Annotated in this window: 16 protein-coding genes; 8 read left to right on the forward strand and 8 right to left on the reverse strand. The window is 47.2% G+C overall.

Annotation, left to right across the window (positions count from 1 at the left end; all coding sequences use genetic code 11):
* Positions 1-65: 65 nt before the first annotated feature.
* A complete protein-coding gene (locus NC996_RS15335; protein ID WP_277879752.1) occupies positions 66-245 on the reverse strand; it encodes a Ycf66 family protein in 180 nt (59 codons plus the stop codon).
* A gap of 337 nt (positions 246-582) precedes the next feature.
* On the opposite strand from NC996_RS15335, the gene NC996_RS15340 reads away from it, so the two are divergent.
* The 3 genes from NC996_RS15340 (at position 583) to NC996_RS15350 (ending at position 3,021) form a co-directional block, all read left to right on the forward strand.
* Positions 583-2,040, forward strand: a complete 1,458-nt coding sequence (locus NC996_RS15340) for an ATP-dependent DNA helicase RecQ (RefSeq protein WP_190686331.1) — start codon at positions 583-585, stop codon at positions 2,038-2,040.
* A 79-nt stretch (positions 2,041-2,119) separates the two neighbouring features.
* The gene (locus tag NC996_RS15345) at positions 2,120-2,662 is read left to right on the forward strand and encodes a GNAT family N-acetyltransferase (protein ID WP_190686257.1); all 543 of its coding nucleotides are present in this window, start codon (positions 2,120-2,122) and stop codon (positions 2,660-2,662) included.
* An 83-nt stretch (positions 2,663-2,745) separates the two neighbouring features.
* Entirely contained in the window at positions 2,746-3,021 is a 276-nt protein-coding gene (locus NC996_RS15350; protein WP_190686259.1) for a hypothetical protein, read from the forward strand.
* Here NC996_RS15350 and NC996_RS15355 read toward each other — a convergent pair.
* Positions 3,011-3,178 carry a hypothetical protein gene (locus NC996_RS15355; protein ID WP_190686262.1) on the reverse strand — a complete coding sequence of 56 codons (168 nt, stop codon included), beginning with the start codon at positions 3,176-3,178 and terminating at the stop codon, positions 3,011-3,013. The genes NC996_RS15350 and NC996_RS15355 overlap by 11 nt on opposite strands.
* Before the next feature lie 7 nt (positions 3,179-3,185).
* The gene (gene petN / locus NC996_RS15360) at positions 3,186-3,275 is read right to left on the reverse strand and encodes a cytochrome b6-f complex subunit PetN (RefSeq protein ID WP_190430645.1); all 90 of its coding nucleotides are present in this window, start codon (positions 3,273-3,275) and stop codon (positions 3,186-3,188) included.
* A 149-nt stretch (positions 3,276-3,424) separates the two neighbouring features.
* Between petN and NC996_RS15365 the strand changes: the two genes are divergently transcribed.
* On the forward strand, positions 3,425-3,868 hold the full coding sequence (locus NC996_RS15365; protein ID WP_190686265.1) for a hypothetical protein: 444 nt from the start codon (positions 3,425-3,427) through the stop codon (positions 3,866-3,868).
* Here NC996_RS15365 and NC996_RS15370 read toward each other — a convergent pair.
* Together NC996_RS15370 and NC996_RS15375 are read right to left on the reverse strand one after the other, a co-directional pair.
* A complete protein-coding gene (locus NC996_RS15370) occupies positions 3,855-4,532 on the reverse strand; it encodes an SDR family oxidoreductase (protein WP_190430646.1) in 678 nt (225 codons plus the stop codon). The two genes, NC996_RS15365 and NC996_RS15370, sit on opposite strands and share 14 nt — an antisense overlap.
* A 107-nt stretch (positions 4,533-4,639) precedes the next feature.
* Positions 4,640-5,260: a class I SAM-dependent methyltransferase gene (locus NC996_RS15375; RefSeq protein ID WP_190686268.1), complete on the reverse strand. Its 621-nt coding sequence runs from the start codon at positions 5,258-5,260 to the stop codon at positions 4,640-4,642.
* 78 nt (positions 5,261-5,338) lie between these two features.
* On the opposite strand from NC996_RS15375, the gene NC996_RS15380 reads away from it, so the two are divergent.
* Complete coding sequence (locus NC996_RS15380; protein WP_190686270.1) at positions 5,339-6,043, forward strand: class I SAM-dependent methyltransferase; 705 nt, start codon at positions 5,339-5,341, stop codon at positions 6,041-6,043.
* 65 nt (positions 6,044-6,108) lie between these two features.
* On the opposite strand, the gene NC996_RS15385 is transcribed toward NC996_RS15380, so the two are convergent.
* Both NC996_RS15385 and NC996_RS15390 read right to left on the reverse strand, forming a co-directional pair.
* Positions 6,109-7,263 (reverse strand): acyltransferase, encoded by a 1,155-nt coding sequence (locus NC996_RS15385; RefSeq protein WP_339380341.1) that lies wholly within the window; start codon positions 7,261-7,263, stop codon positions 6,109-6,111.
* Positions 7,264-7,518: 255 nt separating this feature from the next.
* Complete coding sequence (locus NC996_RS15390; protein ID WP_190686275.1) at positions 7,519-8,463, reverse strand: ABC transporter substrate-binding protein; 945 nt, start codon at positions 8,461-8,463, stop codon at positions 7,519-7,521.
* A gap of 124 nt (positions 8,464-8,587) precedes the next feature.
* Between NC996_RS15390 and NC996_RS15395 the strand changes: the two genes are divergently transcribed.
* The 3 genes from NC996_RS15395 (at position 8,588) to rpsD (ending at position 13,283) form a co-directional block, all read left to right on the forward strand.
* Entirely contained in the window at positions 8,588-12,130 is a 3,543-nt protein-coding gene (locus tag NC996_RS15395) for a PAS domain S-box protein (RefSeq protein ID WP_190686277.1), read from the forward strand.
* Positions 12,127-12,567, forward strand: a complete 441-nt coding sequence (locus NC996_RS15400) for a response regulator (RefSeq protein ID WP_339380342.1) — start codon at positions 12,127-12,129, stop codon at positions 12,565-12,567. Before NC996_RS15395 ends, NC996_RS15400 begins: the two co-directional genes overlap by 4 nt.
* A 107-nt stretch (positions 12,568-12,674) precedes the next feature.
* A complete protein-coding gene (rpsD, locus tag NC996_RS15405; protein ID WP_190414721.1) occupies positions 12,675-13,283 on the forward strand; it encodes a 30S ribosomal protein S4 in 609 nt (202 codons plus the stop codon).
* Between the two features lie 61 nt (positions 13,284-13,344).
* On the opposite strand, the gene moaA is transcribed toward rpsD, so the two are convergent.
* On the reverse strand, positions 13,345-14,331 hold the full coding sequence (moaA, locus tag NC996_RS15410; RefSeq protein ID WP_190686283.1) for a GTP 3',8-cyclase MoaA: 987 nt from the start codon (positions 14,329-14,331) through the stop codon (positions 13,345-13,347).
* Between the last annotated feature and the right edge of the window lie 4 nt (positions 14,332-14,335).

Genomic DNA, 14,335 nt, shown 5'->3' on the forward strand with positions numbered 1-14,335 from the left:
AGTATCCCTAAAATCGATGCTGAATTTAAACCAAAATTTATCATTTTATTAACTTCTTTCCGATTCTAAATAAAATCCCTATAAATATCTTTGGTAATTATGCAAATAATCACCCCTGTTAAAAGAAATTGTTCAAATTGAAGGATTGGATATAAACGCCAACTTTGAGAAAATAAAATAAAGCCACACAAGAACATTATTATTGGTAAAAATACGATTTGAATAACATAAAGAATTAGGAACAAAGCACTCGTCTGTCTTGAAGTTTAATTATTAGAATTATAGCCATTATCGGATAAATTAAACCGATAATCCAATACACTAAACCGAGTATCGAGGCTAAATTTAAACCGTAGTTAACCATTGAGGGCACTCCTTTTTAAGAAAAAACTAAAACAAACTACGTTATATTGCGCTAAAGCTTAATATATCTTATTGCTAAGATCAGCCACTAGAATCAATCCTATTTGAGCTGTAGATGCTAGCCCTTCAGATTCCCAATTTCGAGAAAGAAGTCGGGGATCTCTTATTCACGAATCATTTAGGATTGCTATAGAAGCGATCGCATCTACATACGTAATGATGAATAATTCCGAAACAAAATCCTGGGAAGAAGTCCGCGTCGCCTTCAAAAAAATCTGGGGATATGATGATTTTCGACCTCCACAAGGAGAAATTATTCGCAGCTTGTTGCAAAAGCAAGATGCCCTAATTGTGATGCCAACGGGCGGGGGAAAGTCGATTTGTTTTCAACTCCCGGCGCTACTGCAAACGGGACTAACGTTAGTGATTTCGCCCTTGGTAGCGCTAATGGAAAATCAAGTGCAGGAATTGCGCGATCGCAATTTACCCGCTGCCTTGTTGCATAGTGAAGTGCCAACTCCCCAGCGACGGCAAACGCTGCAAACTCTCGAACATTTCAGATTATTGTACTTATCCCCAGAAACGCTGCTGAGTGCCCAAGTTTGGGAAAAGTTGTGTCAACCAAAACTAAAAATTAACGGCTTAATTCTCGATGAAGCGCATTGCTTAGTGCAGTGGGGAGAGACATTTCGACCAACTTATCGACGACTGGGAGCAGTGCGACCGGCGCTGCTAAAATTAAAGCCATCTGGGACAAAAATCGCGATCGCTGCTTTCACTGCCACTGCCGATCCCGCAGCGCAGCAAACCATCCAACAAGTCTTACAACTCCAACAGCCAGCGGTTTTTAAAAATAGCCCCTATCGGCAAAATCTACACCTGAAAGTGCAAACCATTTGGACACCCAGAGGACGCCGCCAAGGGTTATTGAAGTTTATTCAGGAAAGACCCAAACAAGCAGGGTTAGTCTACGTCCGCACCAGGCGAGATAGCGAAGAATTAACTCAGTTACTTAGCGATCGCGGTTATGCAACCGCAGCTTATCACGCGGGGTTGAGTCCAGAGGAACGGCGCTCAATTGAAGCAAGCTGGCTGAGTGATGAAATGCCTTTTGTGGTGTGTACCTGCGCCTTCGGGATGGGGATTAACAAAAGCAATGTTAGGTGGGTTGTTCATTTTCACTCGCCTTTACTACTTTCCGAGTACGTGCAGGAAGTAGGGAGAGCTGGACGAGATGGTAAATTATCTGAAGCTTTAACCTTGGTGAGCGAACGGACGGGGTGGCTGAACCCGGAGGATAAGCAAAGACGGGAATTTTTTGCGGGAAAGATGCGATCGCAATATCAAGAAGCTCAGCAACTCGCATCCAAACTCCCACCAAAAGGGGAAGTAACCGCCGTAACCAAACAGTTTCGAGACGGTGCTATAGCGCTTGCTCTCCTCCACAGTGCTGGACAATTGGAGTGGCAAGATCCCTTCAATTATGTTCGGCGTTCGGTTGGAAAATCTCGCTCTTTTGGGGAACTCAGTAGCCAGCAGCAGCAAGTTCAGTCCCAGATGGCTCAATACCTGAACACACGACAGTGCCGTTGGCAGTTTTTGTTACAGGCTTTTGGCTTCACCCAAGAGGCAGCTGGCTGGCGATGCGGACACTGCGATAATTGCGCTCGAAGCTAATCTTCGGAGTCTGTATCAGTTGTTAACCCGCTGCGAGCAACGTTGAAGATGAAGTAGGTTTTCACTTCGGAATTGAGTCATGTTTATTCAAACTCATCGTCTCCTGCTGCGGGAATTTACGGAAGCCGACTGGTCTGCCGTTTTAGCTTATCAATCCACGCCAGCATATCAACGCTTTTATCCAGAGGTCGGGCGCACTGAGGCAGACGCTCGCGCCTTCGTTAATCGCTTCCTCCTGTGGCAGCAGGAAACGCCCCGATGGAGGTATCAATGGGCAGTCGTCCGGAGACAGGACGGACTGATTGGTAATTGCGGTATTCGCAAAAGCGATCGCGATGCCTCAGAAGCAGAAATTGGGTGTGAATTGGCTCCCGAACACTGGGGGCGAAATTATCCTATTGAAATGAGCCGTCCGCTACTGCAATTTGGCTTTACAGAACTTGGACTGCATCGCATTTATGCACACTGTATTGCTGAAAATAGAGGGGCGGTGTCATTGGTGCAGAAGCTTGGGATGACCGAAGAAGGTCGCTTGCGAGAGAATGTCAGCATCCGGGGACGGTGGCATGACACGCTCGTATACGGGATCTTGAAGCAGGAATGGGAGGCGATGGTTGAATAACACCGGAACACGGACTAAGTTAAACTTCTTGACGCAAAAGTCTTTTCTTTCTTCTTCATGGCTAGAGCCAAGGGCTGGAAACCGTGTCTGCTGAGGATGCCAACTTCTTTTTTACTGAGTCCTCACTCCTCACTCCTCAGTCCTCACTCCTCAGCCCTCACTCCTCACTCCTCAGCCCTCACTCCTCACTCCTCAGTCCTCACTCCTCACTCCTCAGTCCTCACTCCTCACTCCTCAGTCCTCACTCCTCACTCCTCAGTCCTCAGTCCTCAGTCCTCACTCCTGAAGACTTTTTCGCTCAAAAGGCAAAAGGCAAAAGTAAAAATTTACTTTTGCCTTTTATAGACCCTAGACTTTAGTTGAGCGACGACGAGAGGGCTTATTGTCTCGCCTCTCCCGATCTTGGCGACGGCGATCGCGCCATTCTATCAGCGTCAGATAGATAATGCCCCCAGAAACCACCGTTAACAGGGCGAAGGTAGAAAAAGCCAGAACAGTCAGAACAGAAGTTTCCACAATGCTTTTAGAAGCCGTTACGACCCCAAATGACCATTGAAATCGACCAAGTAAACAGAACCAAAACTGAAACCCAACCGAGACTCAAAATATCCATAGTTGTATGTAAAGATAAGTGCCCAATAATCACTCCAGCGCCTATCATAATTCAATTTGAGGCATCTATGGCAGACCTCGGCGAATGACGAGGTTGCCAAAAAAACCTTTAACTGAACTAGGAGCGATTTTCACAGGATATTGCACGAGATGGTTGATCGGCTTGAGCGAATAGAATCTATCAAGGCAGGAACTGTTGCTGCTTTGTCTTTTTTCCTGGGTTATGGCATTGCTACCCTGAGCAATATTCTCGTGCTGTCGGAGCAGTTTGAGACACTCGCCAATCTGAAAGTCACCAATAGCGTTCACTTTCTGGTGAGTATGGCGATCGCTCTTTTGAGCGGCTTTCTGTTTGGCGTCACCTACCGCTATATTATTCGGGAAGACCCCAATCCGCACCTCAAGACTGGCGCAGTGTTTGCCTTTGGGTTGGTGCGGGGATTAGGGCAAGTGGAGGCTGGGTTAAATTTCCCCGATGCCTTCTGGTCGTTTGGGATTCTAGGAGGAGAGAGTATTTTGCTATTTGCGATCGCTCGTCTCCTCCTCGACTGGACAATTCAGCTAGGCTGGGTAAAACCGTTTAAGTCAAGCTAAATTCCGCAAACTCTGGTTGCCCATACATCATATTTCGGTCAACCGCTGAGAGGATTTTCTGGTTCGCAGCATCAGAATTAAGACACTGGCAAGTCAACTGCGCGACATCCGCGCGATGAATCGTCCCCGCAACTCGCGGATCTTCCGTCAAAACGCCATTGCCAGTTGCTGGTTCAGACTTCAATCCGCCGGGGCGGATAATAGTGTAAGTCAGTCCGCTGTCAATCAGATACTTCTCGGCTTTCTCCTTTTCAATTAACACTGGCTTCAGCGTTTCTAAAGCTTGTGGAGGGATAGCTCCGACACTATCTCCACTTCCAATCGAAGAAATGAGAATAAACTTTTTTACCCCTGCTTTCACAGCAGCGTCAATAAGATTTTTGTTCCCCAAAAAATCAGCTCTTTCGCCGTCTTTGGGCAAACCGCCGATGGTGCTAATCGCAGCATGAATCGGTTCATCTCCTAAGATTGCCTGCTCAACTTCGGCAACGTTTAAAGCATCTCCCATCACCCCTTTAATTCCCATCGCTTCCAATTCGGCAGCAGATGCTGGCGATCGCAACAATGCCTTCACCTTCTGGTTTTCCTGTATTAAGTAGTTGGCAATTTCTCGACCAACGCCCCGACTGGCACCCGCTAGAAAAATATAGGATTCACTTGTCATCTTAAATTTCTTACTGTCCTAACTTTATATTTCATATTTTGCCGTAATTAGGGCGAAGAAAAAATGTAAAATTCCCAAACCTATTCTTCAATTTTGCATTTTTAATTTTAAATTTTTAATCTTCTCCTTGCCACCATCACCAGCCAAGATTGAGCTTCACAGGGCAATCCTGGGGGACGATAGTAGTGGTGGAGAATCTCAAAATCAGCTTGTTCTAGACAGGGTGCCAAAGTTTCATATTCCCACCCAGAAACAAAGCGATAGCCGGTTGGACGAACGCTATAGCCTTCGCTATCTCCACGACAAATAGAAATAATAATTGCACCGCCAGGAACCAGCGCTTGATGCAAATCCTTCAGCACTTTCACCATTTGGGAATGAGGAACGTGAAGTAGCGATGCATTCGCAAAAATCCCATCAAAGGTTTCTGGCGGCAGATCGAGATTGAAAAACGACTGCTGCCAAACCTCACAATCCGCAGCCTGTCGTGCCATTTCCACAAACGCAGGCGTTGCATCCAAGCCAATCACAGTATGCCCTTGGCGTTTGAATGCCAGCAAATCTCGTCCGGGACCACAGCCTAGATCGAGGATTTTACCCGGATTTTTAGGCATCGCCGCTACCAAGGCATCACGATTTTGGGAAACATCGTGATCCCAAGTTCCCTCCCGAAACGATTCTGCTGTCGCTTGGTACTCCGCAATTGTCAGTTGCTCGTGTTCCTGCATCCTTCGCCTTGCTCAAACCTAATAGAATCTTACTATTCTCTATTTCCTCGTATTCTCTGTACCTCTGTGGTTTAAATTATGTTTCCTGGAGAAGTATTCGCCAACACCGCTGATTTTGACACTGGGATTCGCCATCTGTTGCCACGCTATGACGAAATGCTGGATGCGATTGCCCTCTGTCTACCCTCTAGCACCAAAGCTATACTAGAACTCGGCTGCGGCACCGGCGAACTCAGTTTAAAAATCCTCAACCGCTGTCCTGATGCCCAACTGGTTGCTGTAGATTACTCTCCTCGGATGATCCAGTTTGCAAAAAAGAAAATCCACGCAGCAGGCTATGCAGAAAGGTGGACGGGAATTGAAGCCGACTTCGGAGATTGGGCGAATCATGCGTTGGAACTGGGAGAAAGCTTTGATGCCTGTGTCTCATCCTTGGCAATTCACCATCTCGCCGACGAAATGAAGTTGAAATTATTTCAGCGGATTGGTGAAAGCCTCAACCCAGGCGGCGTCTTTTGGAACGCAGATCCCATCCTGCCGGAATCACCAGTGATGCAGGAAATTTACCAAACAGCGCGGGAAGAATGGACATTGCAGCAAGAAACAACGCTGGCAGAAATTCGCAACAAAATTGGTAAGAGCAATCCTCAAGGTTACTCTAGTCAAGATCAATTAGCGACTCTAACCTCCCACTTAGAAATGCTGACAAATTCTGGGTTTACTACAGTGGCTATTCCTTGGAAATATTACGGTTTAGCCGTATTTGGCGGCTTTGTAGGATAAGCTTTTAACCCCAATTTATGGTGGGAAATCCTTATCTAACTCTGTCAACGGTAGTAATCCCAATCCTACTGCTGTAATGCTTGAGTACCTTTCTTTGCCAAAATTGCTGAGGATAGGGCTGAACCTTTACTTAAGGAAAATAGGTAAGGAAATTTTATCTTTTTTGTTAGCTCATACAACAGGATTGGTAATATTAGACTAAAAATAGTTACCAGAATGATATGTAAAACCACATGATTGATGTGAAGACCTTTTTGGAGGAATATTCGAGTCGCTCCCATTGCTAACATATGAGCTAAATAAATGGGCATCGATAAAAAACCCAGGTAGCGAATAATATCTAATTTTTTGGTTTCTGCCAAGTAGAAAGATATGCCTAGGGTAACTATGATTCCTCCAGATGCCATAAAAAATCTAGTTCCTGGTTGTTCGCTTAAACCAAATTGTAAAAGTGTCATTTGAAAGATGACAAATATCAGCGCGATCGCGCTGATTTGTTGCTTGTTCAATTTATACAAGGTACTCGGAATATTTCTCAAGTCGTTGTGCAACCAGCGTGCCACAATTACCCCAACGACGAAAAACACAAACATACTCATGAATTTAGTCATAATTTCGCTAGGCGCATAGGGATTTAGCAAGTAAATTAAAATAGAGAAAGAAAGCAATATATATAGATTGATAAATTTTCGAGCGATCGCAAAGACTAAATAAGACGCAAATAAAACATATAAGAACCAAAGAGTAATTAAAGGAATAGGGTTAAAAGCCATGTAAAATGGTAAATCTTTAAACTGCAATTTAATGGGATTATTCGTATAGGTTGACATCAAAACCAAAATATTACCTTGGATAACAGACCAAAGTAAGTAGGGATACACAATTGTATTGAATTTATCCCCCCAGAATTTCTTCTTACCCTTCAATAAGCTTTTTTCTACAAATAAACCGGAGAGAAAAAAGAAAAGTGGCATATGAAAGCTAGAAATAAAATTAAAAGAGTAATCATAAAATAAATCATGCATTCCCATTCCAGCATTTTTTAAATTGGTCAAAACATGGACATAGACAACTAAAATGATGCCGATGCCTTTGGCATAATCAATCCAGTCAAGTCTAGTGCATGATAACGGTTCCGGCTTGCTTGGTAAAATTTGTAATTCTTCGACAGGCTTCATAATCTTGGTAGTTCCCCTTAATTGCAGTGCTGCATAATTCATGGAACCAGCAATGCCTGTTTTATAAAGTCAAGGATATGGCTTCCGTAAAGACTACAGAAATCCGATATTTCCGTTGTCATGCTACGTGCAACTTCTTTGCAAGTTCCGCAGCGAGTCAGACGAAAAAAATCAACCCTCAGCTAGATTCGGGCAGACACACCTTCAGGTGACAGCACTTCTAAACTACTATCTTCATCTGGACAGTAGAGCGAGGTCAGCCCTAAGATAGATTTTTTTGTGAAGAAAGTATGTATTCTATACCGGAGAATGATTTAATAAGCACTCCCAGCCAGTACCCTCGTATCCAAAATGGAAGCTTTCGGGATGCAGAATTTCGGCTAAGATTTCCAGGGAATCTACCAAACGGGGGCCGGGACGGTTGAAGTAGGCGTTGCCATCGGTGATGTAAACCCTGCCGGTTTGTACCGCTTGCAAGCTTTGCCATTCGGGACGTTGGAGTAGCGGCATTGCCTCAGCACGAGTGCGGTTTAAATCGAAGCCACAGGGCATGAAGATGATGGCGGTGGGGTTAGAGGTGGCGATCGCTTCCCACTTCAACCACGGCGAATGTTCGCCCTCAACACCGAACAGAGATTGACCTCCAGCCATTTTGACTAATTCGGGAATCCAATTTCCTGCTGCCATTAGAGGATCGATCCACTCGATACAGGCAACTGTAGGACGGGCGCTGTCAGGAAGTGCTTGCGTCTTTTGCACGCAAGCGTCGATGCGAGACTGTAACCCAGCTAGCACGGGTGGCGCTGCGATACCCAAGGCATCAGCGACTCGTTGAATATCTGCCCAGACATCGCTTAAAAAATTAGGCTGTAAGGAAATAATCTGCGGCTGAGAGTGCGTGAGCGTAGCAACCGCTTGCTCGACTTCTGAGAGGCTGACAGCACAGACTTCACACTGAGCTTGAGTCAAAATGTGGGTGGGTTGCAGCTGTTCGAGAACGTCGGTTTTGACTTGGTAAACACTCAGAGCAGATTGCAACAAATCTGTAACGCGATCGTGAATTTCCGGACTGGTGCCTTCGGGGTTAAATTTGGGCTGGGTGCAGACGGGCAAATTTTGGATTTCTGGCGGATAGTCGCATTCATGCGATCGCCCGACAATCGCCTGAGTTAGCCCCAAGATCGCTAAAATTTCCGTAGCGCTGGGAATCAGAGAGACAATTTTTAGGTTTGAATGAGTCACTTTTCCAACTCCTTTAGCAGCCTCGATCGAGAACTCATCATCAATTCTTGCTATCAAACAGTTCCAGGATGGCGCTGACGCCGTTAAAGAAAACAGCTCCTTTGGTTAGGGCTAAACCACGAATATGCCTCAATCTCATTCTCGTCTACTTTCTTTCCTGCAAATCGCGTCTCCAGTTGCGATCGCGATCGCGTTTCCACTTGGCTGTTTGGTGATGCTCGATTGGCTGTTCGAGCTTCCTTTCCTCAAGAATGTATTTCCACAGCACTCCCACAGCGACATCGGACTGGCAATCCTTGGAGTGATGAACGCGGTGGTTTTTGGCATCCTGGTTTGGTGGAATGCGAAAACATTAAAAACCATAGACTCCCAACGGCAACAAGCAGAAGAAGAACTGCGCCAACTCAATGCAGAACTGGAGGAGCGAGTCGAGCAGAGTACGGCACAATTGAGGCAAGCCAACGAACAATTGGCAAGCGAAATTGCCGAACGCAAGCAAGCAGAGGAGACACTCTCTCACCGCCAGCAGGAATTCAAAGCCGTGCTTGAAAATGCGCCCGATGCGATGATGCGTCTTGACAAACAAATGCGTTATGTTTACGTCAATTCATTTGTCGAGCGGAGCACGGCAATGCCCGCGCTGGCATTCATCGGTAAGACTCCTGAAGAAGCCGGCTCACCAAAAGAGTTGTGCCAGCTTTGGGAAGATACCCTGCGGATGGTTTTTGAAACAGGTCAAGAACAAGCGATTGAATTCCAGACTGTCACGGTAAACGGATTCCGCAACTTTCAATCGCGTGTGGTTCCGGAGTTTAACCAGCAAGGTGAAATCGAAACTGCCTTGGTTGTGAGCCGCGACATCAGCGATCTCAAACGCGCCGAGGCAGCTCTCCAAAAAGAACGAGAATTCTTAAAAGTATTGCTAGATAACGTAGAAGCCGGAATCGTTGCTTGTGATGCCAACGGTGTCCTGACTCTGTTTAATCAGGCTTCACGAGCCTTTCATGGCTTGCCAGAACAACCGCTTCCGGCTGAGCAGTGGGCAGAATACTACGATTTATATATGTCCGACGGCAAAACGCCTATGAAGCGGGAAGATATCCCGCTGTTTCGAGCGTTACAAGGGGAGCATGTCCGCGATGTAGAAATGGTCATCGCCCCAAAATCAGGCAAAGTTCGCACCTTATTAGCTAGCGGGCAGGCATTTTTTGATTTGCAGGGAACCAAGCTGGGTGCTGTTGTTGCCATGCACGATATCACCGAGCGCAAACGAGCCGAGGAGGCACTGCGAGAAAGCGAGGAACGGCTACAGGCAATCGTGGATAATTCCACAGCGCTGATTTATCTAACGGATATTCAGCACAGAATCCTGCTGATCAACAACAGGTTTGAAGATTTGTTTCACATCAATAGAGAGCAGCTCCTCGGTAAAAGCCTGTACGATATCTGGCCGTTTGCGATCGCTGATGCCTTTGTCAAGAATAACCAAAAGGTACTCGCCGGTAAAATTCCGATAGAAATTGAAGAAGTTGCCCCTCACGACGACGGGTTACACACCTACATTTCGATCAAGTTTCCCCTTTATGACTCTAGTGGCGTTCTTTATGCAGTTTGTGGCATCTCCACCGACATCACCGAACGCAAGCAGGTAGAGGAACACATTCGCGCCCTGAACGCCGATCTTGAGGGGCGAGTGAACGAGCGGACAGCAGAGCTAAGGCTAATCAACCAAGCATTGCAAAGTGAAATCAGCGAGCGTCAGCGGGCAGAAGAAGAACGCGCCCAACTCTTGCTCCGCGAACAGGAAGCTCGTGAATTAGCCGAAGCAAGCGAACAGCGCTATCGCTTTCTCGCTGAATCCATCCCGCAGATAGTCTGGACTGTAGACTCAGATAGTGATTTCGATTACGTCAATCAGCGCTGGGTTGATTACAGCGGATTAACCCTCTCACAAAGCCAGGGTGACGGATGGTTCTCTGTCCTACATCCGGACGATCGGCTGGTGTCGATAGAGCGGTGCCATCAATCTGCGGAGGCGGGCGAGAGTTACGAAATCGAAAATCGCTTCAAACGGGCTGCGGACGGACAATATCGCTGGCACCTAACTCGCGCAGTGCCGATGAAAGATCCTACCGGACGAATCGTTAAGTGGTTCGGCACCTGCACAGACATCGACGACCAGAAACATACGGCGGAGGCGCTGCGAGAAAGCGAGGCGCGGTTGCAGGCGATTCTAGATAACATTCCGGCAGTTATCTACCTCAAGGACACTGAGGGCAAGTTTATTTTTATTAATCACCAGTTTGAAATTCTTTTTCATATTGATGGAGAAAAGGTTAAAAGCAAGACTGATTACGATCTCTTCCCCAAAGAAATGGCGGATGTATTTCGGGCGAACGATCGAAAGGTACTTGAAGCCAGAACTGCTGTGGAGTGGGAAGAAGTTGTGCCTCAAGATGACGGACTACACACGTACATTTCGACTAAGTTTCCCCTGTGCGACGCGGCTGGAGTTCCTTATGGAGTTTGCGGCATCTCCACCGACATCACCAAACGCAAACGAGCCGAGGAGGCATTACAAGAAAGCGAAGCTCGGTTTAGGCGCGTCGTTGAATCCAACATGATTGGGATTCTCTTCTGGGATGTGTCAGGTAACGTTACAGAAGCCAACAACGCCTTCTTAGAGATGGTCGGGTACACGCGGGAGGATCTGCTTTTAGGAAAAGTGGATTGGAAAAAGATGACTCCTGTGGAATATAACTATCTCGATGAAAAGGGCATCCAGGAGCTAGCCGTGACGGGGATTTGTAGCCCCTTTGAGAAGGAATATATTCGTAAAGATGGCAGTCGCATCCCTGTTTTGCTCGGCGGTGCTGTGCTGGAAGGATCTCAAGATAAAGGTGTGTGCTTTGTCATTGACATCACTGAGCGTAAGCGGATGGAGGAGGCTCTCTTCAAACAAGCACAGGAACTCGCTCGTTCTAATGCGGAACTGGAACAATTCGCTTATGTAGCTTCCCATGACTTGCAGGAACCGCTGCGAATGGTTGCCAGCTACACCCAGCTTCTGTCTCGGCGCTACAAAGGGAGACTGGATGAGGACGCCGACGATTTTATTGATTTTGCCGTCGATGGCGCGAACCGCATGCAACGGCTGATTCAAGATTTGTTGGAGTATTCGCGCCTGGGAACGCGAAGTCGGGAATTTGAGATGGTGGATTGCGATCGCTCTTTTGAGGAAGCGATCGCCAATCTGCAAATTGCGATCGCCGAAAATAATGCCACCATTACCCGCGATCCCCTACCCTCGGTGAGGGGGGATGCGACTCAAATCGGGCAGCTGTTACAGAACTTAATTGGGAATGGAATCAAGTTTCGTAAAGATGCCCCCCCCCAGGTTCACGTTTCCGCTCAAACAAGCGAAAATGAATGGGTCTTCTCAGTCCGCGATAACGGTATTGGGATTGCCCCAGCTCATCAAGCACGAATTTTTGTCATTTTTCAACGTTTGCACGCACGCGAAACCTATCCTGGTAACGGAATTGGTTTAGCTATCTGCAAAAAAATCGTCGATCGACACGGTGGGCGGATCTGGGTGGATTCTGAATGGGGACAGGGAAGTGTATTCTACTTTACAATTCCCAGAACAGGAGAGAACCCAAGGTGAATCTGGGTAATAGACCCGTAGAAATCCTGCTAGTTGAAGACAATGAGGGTGATATTCGGCTCACCCAAGAAGCATTTAGAGACAGTCAGGTTGGGAATCACCTGACTGTTGTCCGGGATGGTGTTGAAGCGATCGCCTTCCTCAAAAGAGAAGAAAAGTATGCCAATGCCGTTCGTCCCGATATTATCCTCCTTGACCTCAATTTACCGAAGCGCAACGGTATTGAAGTGTTGACAGAAATCAAGCAGGATGACCAGCTTAAAAGGATTCCCGTCATCGTTCTGACCTCCTCCCAAGCCGAACCAGATATTCTCAGCAGCTACGATTTACATGCCAACTGTTTCATCAGTAAGCCGATTGACCTAGATCGGTTCCTGCGGGTGGTGCAGTCAATCGAGGACTTCTGGCTCACCATCGTCAAACTCCCCCCAGAATAGAAAAAGCGAACCAAAAAATATTTTTCTGCTCACTTTAAATTTCTCCTAGATTGGGCTTACAATGATAGTTTTGGTTAAAGTCTGAAGGGTACACAAGAGGAAGCTATATGTCCCGATATCGAGGCCCACGCCTCAGAATTGTGCGTCGCTTGGGCGATCTGCCCGGTTTAACTCGCAAATCAGCCCGCCGTGCATATCCACCAGGACAGCATGGTCAAGCCCGGAAGAAGCGCTCAGAGTATGCTGTCCGACTAGAGGAAAAGCAGAAACTCCGCTTCAATTATGGCTTAAGTGAAAAGCAGCTGCTGCGTTACGTGCGGAAAGCACGTCGCGCCACGGGTTCCACGGGTCAAGCATTGCTGCAACTGTTAGAAATGCGTCTGGATAACACCGTTTTCCGGATGGGGATGGCTCCCACGATTCCTGGGGCGCGTCAGCTAGTCAATCACGGTCATGTGTTGGTGAATGGTCGTGCGGTGAATATTCCCAGCTATCAGTGCCGTCCGGGAGAGGTCATCAGTGTCCGAGATAAGGAAGGATCTCGCCGGTTAGTGCAACAGAACCTGGAATATCCAGGTTTGGCAAATATGCCCAGCCATCTAGAGTTTGACAAAACCAAGATGACTGGCAGAGTCAACGGCGTGATTGAGCGCGAATGGATCGCGCTGCAAATCAACGAACTGCTGGTGGTTGAGTACTACTCACGCCAAGCTTAAGATAGTTTTGAGTTTTGAGTTTTGAATAATTCAGGACTCATTCAAAACTCAAAATTATTTTTTAGCCCCCAATTTGCGACATGGTGCGGCTATACGCACCAGTCGTGCCAGCATCTCTCTGCTTATAGTTAATCTCTGGTTTCATTAACAGCAATTGCTGCACTTGATTGCGGAGTTCGGCGGTATTAACACCGGCGCGAAGGGCGGTTTTTAGGTCAATTTGACCCGTCTCATTCAGCAGACAGGGACGCAACCAGCCATCCGCAGATAGACGCATCCGGTTACAGCGATCGCAAAAACACTCGGACATCTGACTAATAAATCCTAGCGTCCCTTTGGCTCCGGGAATCTGGAAGACATCGGCGGGACCGTTACCCCGAACAAAAGATTCTGTCAATCCAAAGATGTCGCGGATGCGTTGGCGCAAATCGGCGGATGCCACCCAACCATTTCCGACAAATAACCGATCGTTGCCAATTGGCATAAACTCAATAAACCGGACGTGCCAATGCCGGTCAATTGTTAACGCAGCGAGATCCAGCACTTCTTGGTCGTTCACACCGGGAATGACCACCACATTCAGCTTCAGAGGATCGAACCCGACGCGATGGGTGGCTTGAATTCCGTCCCAAACTTTCTGCCACTGAGAACGACCGCGATTGCCGATAATTTTGTCAAAGGTTTCGGGATTGAGCGAATCCAGACTGATATTCAGGCGTCGCAACCCGGCGTCGTAGAGTTGTTGGGCGATTGGGGCGAGTAAAAACCCGTTGGTGGTCATTGAGAGGTCTTGCGTTTCCGGCAGGGACGCGATCGCCTCCACCAACTCCACCACCCGCGGACGCAGTAGCGGTTCGCCCCCAGTTAGACGAAATCGAGTAAATCCTACCGGGATAAATACCTCTTCGATCAGGGTGAGCAATTCTTCATCAGTTAACAGCTGTTGCTGCAAAATGTAGTCAAGCTCAGCACCCTCCGGCATACAGTACTGACACCGGAAATTGCAGCGGTCAATTAAGCTAATCCGAAGGTAGTCTACCTGATTCATGTTT

The sequence above is a fragment of the Trichocoleus sp. ST-U2 genome (assembly GCF_039961875.1).
In the GTDB taxonomy this organism is placed as follows: domain Bacteria; phylum Cyanobacteriota; class Cyanobacteriia; order Cyanobacteriales; family FACHB-T130; genus FACHB-T130.

Excerpts from the sequence above, each read along its gene's own strand:
- NC996_RS15370 (WP_190430646.1), bottom strand. The coding sequence starts at position 4,532 with ATGACAAGTGAATCCTATATTTTTCTAGCGGGTGCCAGTCGGGGCGTT.
- NC996_RS15395 (WP_190686277.1), top strand. The coding sequence starts at position 8,588 with ATGCCTCAATCTCATTCTCGTCTACTTTCTTTCCTGCAAATCGCGTCT.
- petN (WP_190430645.1), bottom strand. The coding sequence starts at position 3,275 with ATGGATATTTTGAGTCTCGGTTGGGTTTCAGTTTTGGTTCTGTTTACT.
- moaA (WP_190686283.1), bottom strand. The coding sequence starts at position 14,331 with ATGAATCAGGTAGACTACCTTCGGATTAGCTTAATTGACCGCTGCAAT.
- NC996_RS15385 (WP_339380341.1), bottom strand. The coding sequence starts at position 7,263 with ATGAATTATGCAGCACTGCAATTAAGGGGAACTACCAAGATTATGAAG.
- NC996_RS15375 (WP_190686268.1), bottom strand. The coding sequence starts at position 5,260 with ATGCAGGAACACGAGCAACTGACAATTGCGGAGTACCAAGCGACAGCA.
- NC996_RS15340 (WP_190686331.1), top strand. The coding sequence starts at position 583 with ATGAATAATTCCGAAACAAAATCCTGGGAAGAAGTCCGCGTCGCCTTC.
- NC996_RS15345 (WP_190686257.1), top strand. The coding sequence starts at position 2,120 with ATGTTTATTCAAACTCATCGTCTCCTGCTGCGGGAATTTACGGAAGCC.
- rpsD (WP_190414721.1), top strand. The coding sequence starts at position 12,675 with ATGTCCCGATATCGAGGCCCACGCCTCAGAATTGTGCGTCGCTTGGGC.
- NC996_RS15365 (WP_190686265.1), top strand. The coding sequence starts at position 3,425 with ATGGTTGATCGGCTTGAGCGAATAGAATCTATCAAGGCAGGAACTGTT.
- NC996_RS15380 (WP_190686270.1), top strand. The coding sequence starts at position 5,339 with ATGTTTCCTGGAGAAGTATTCGCCAACACCGCTGATTTTGACACTGGG.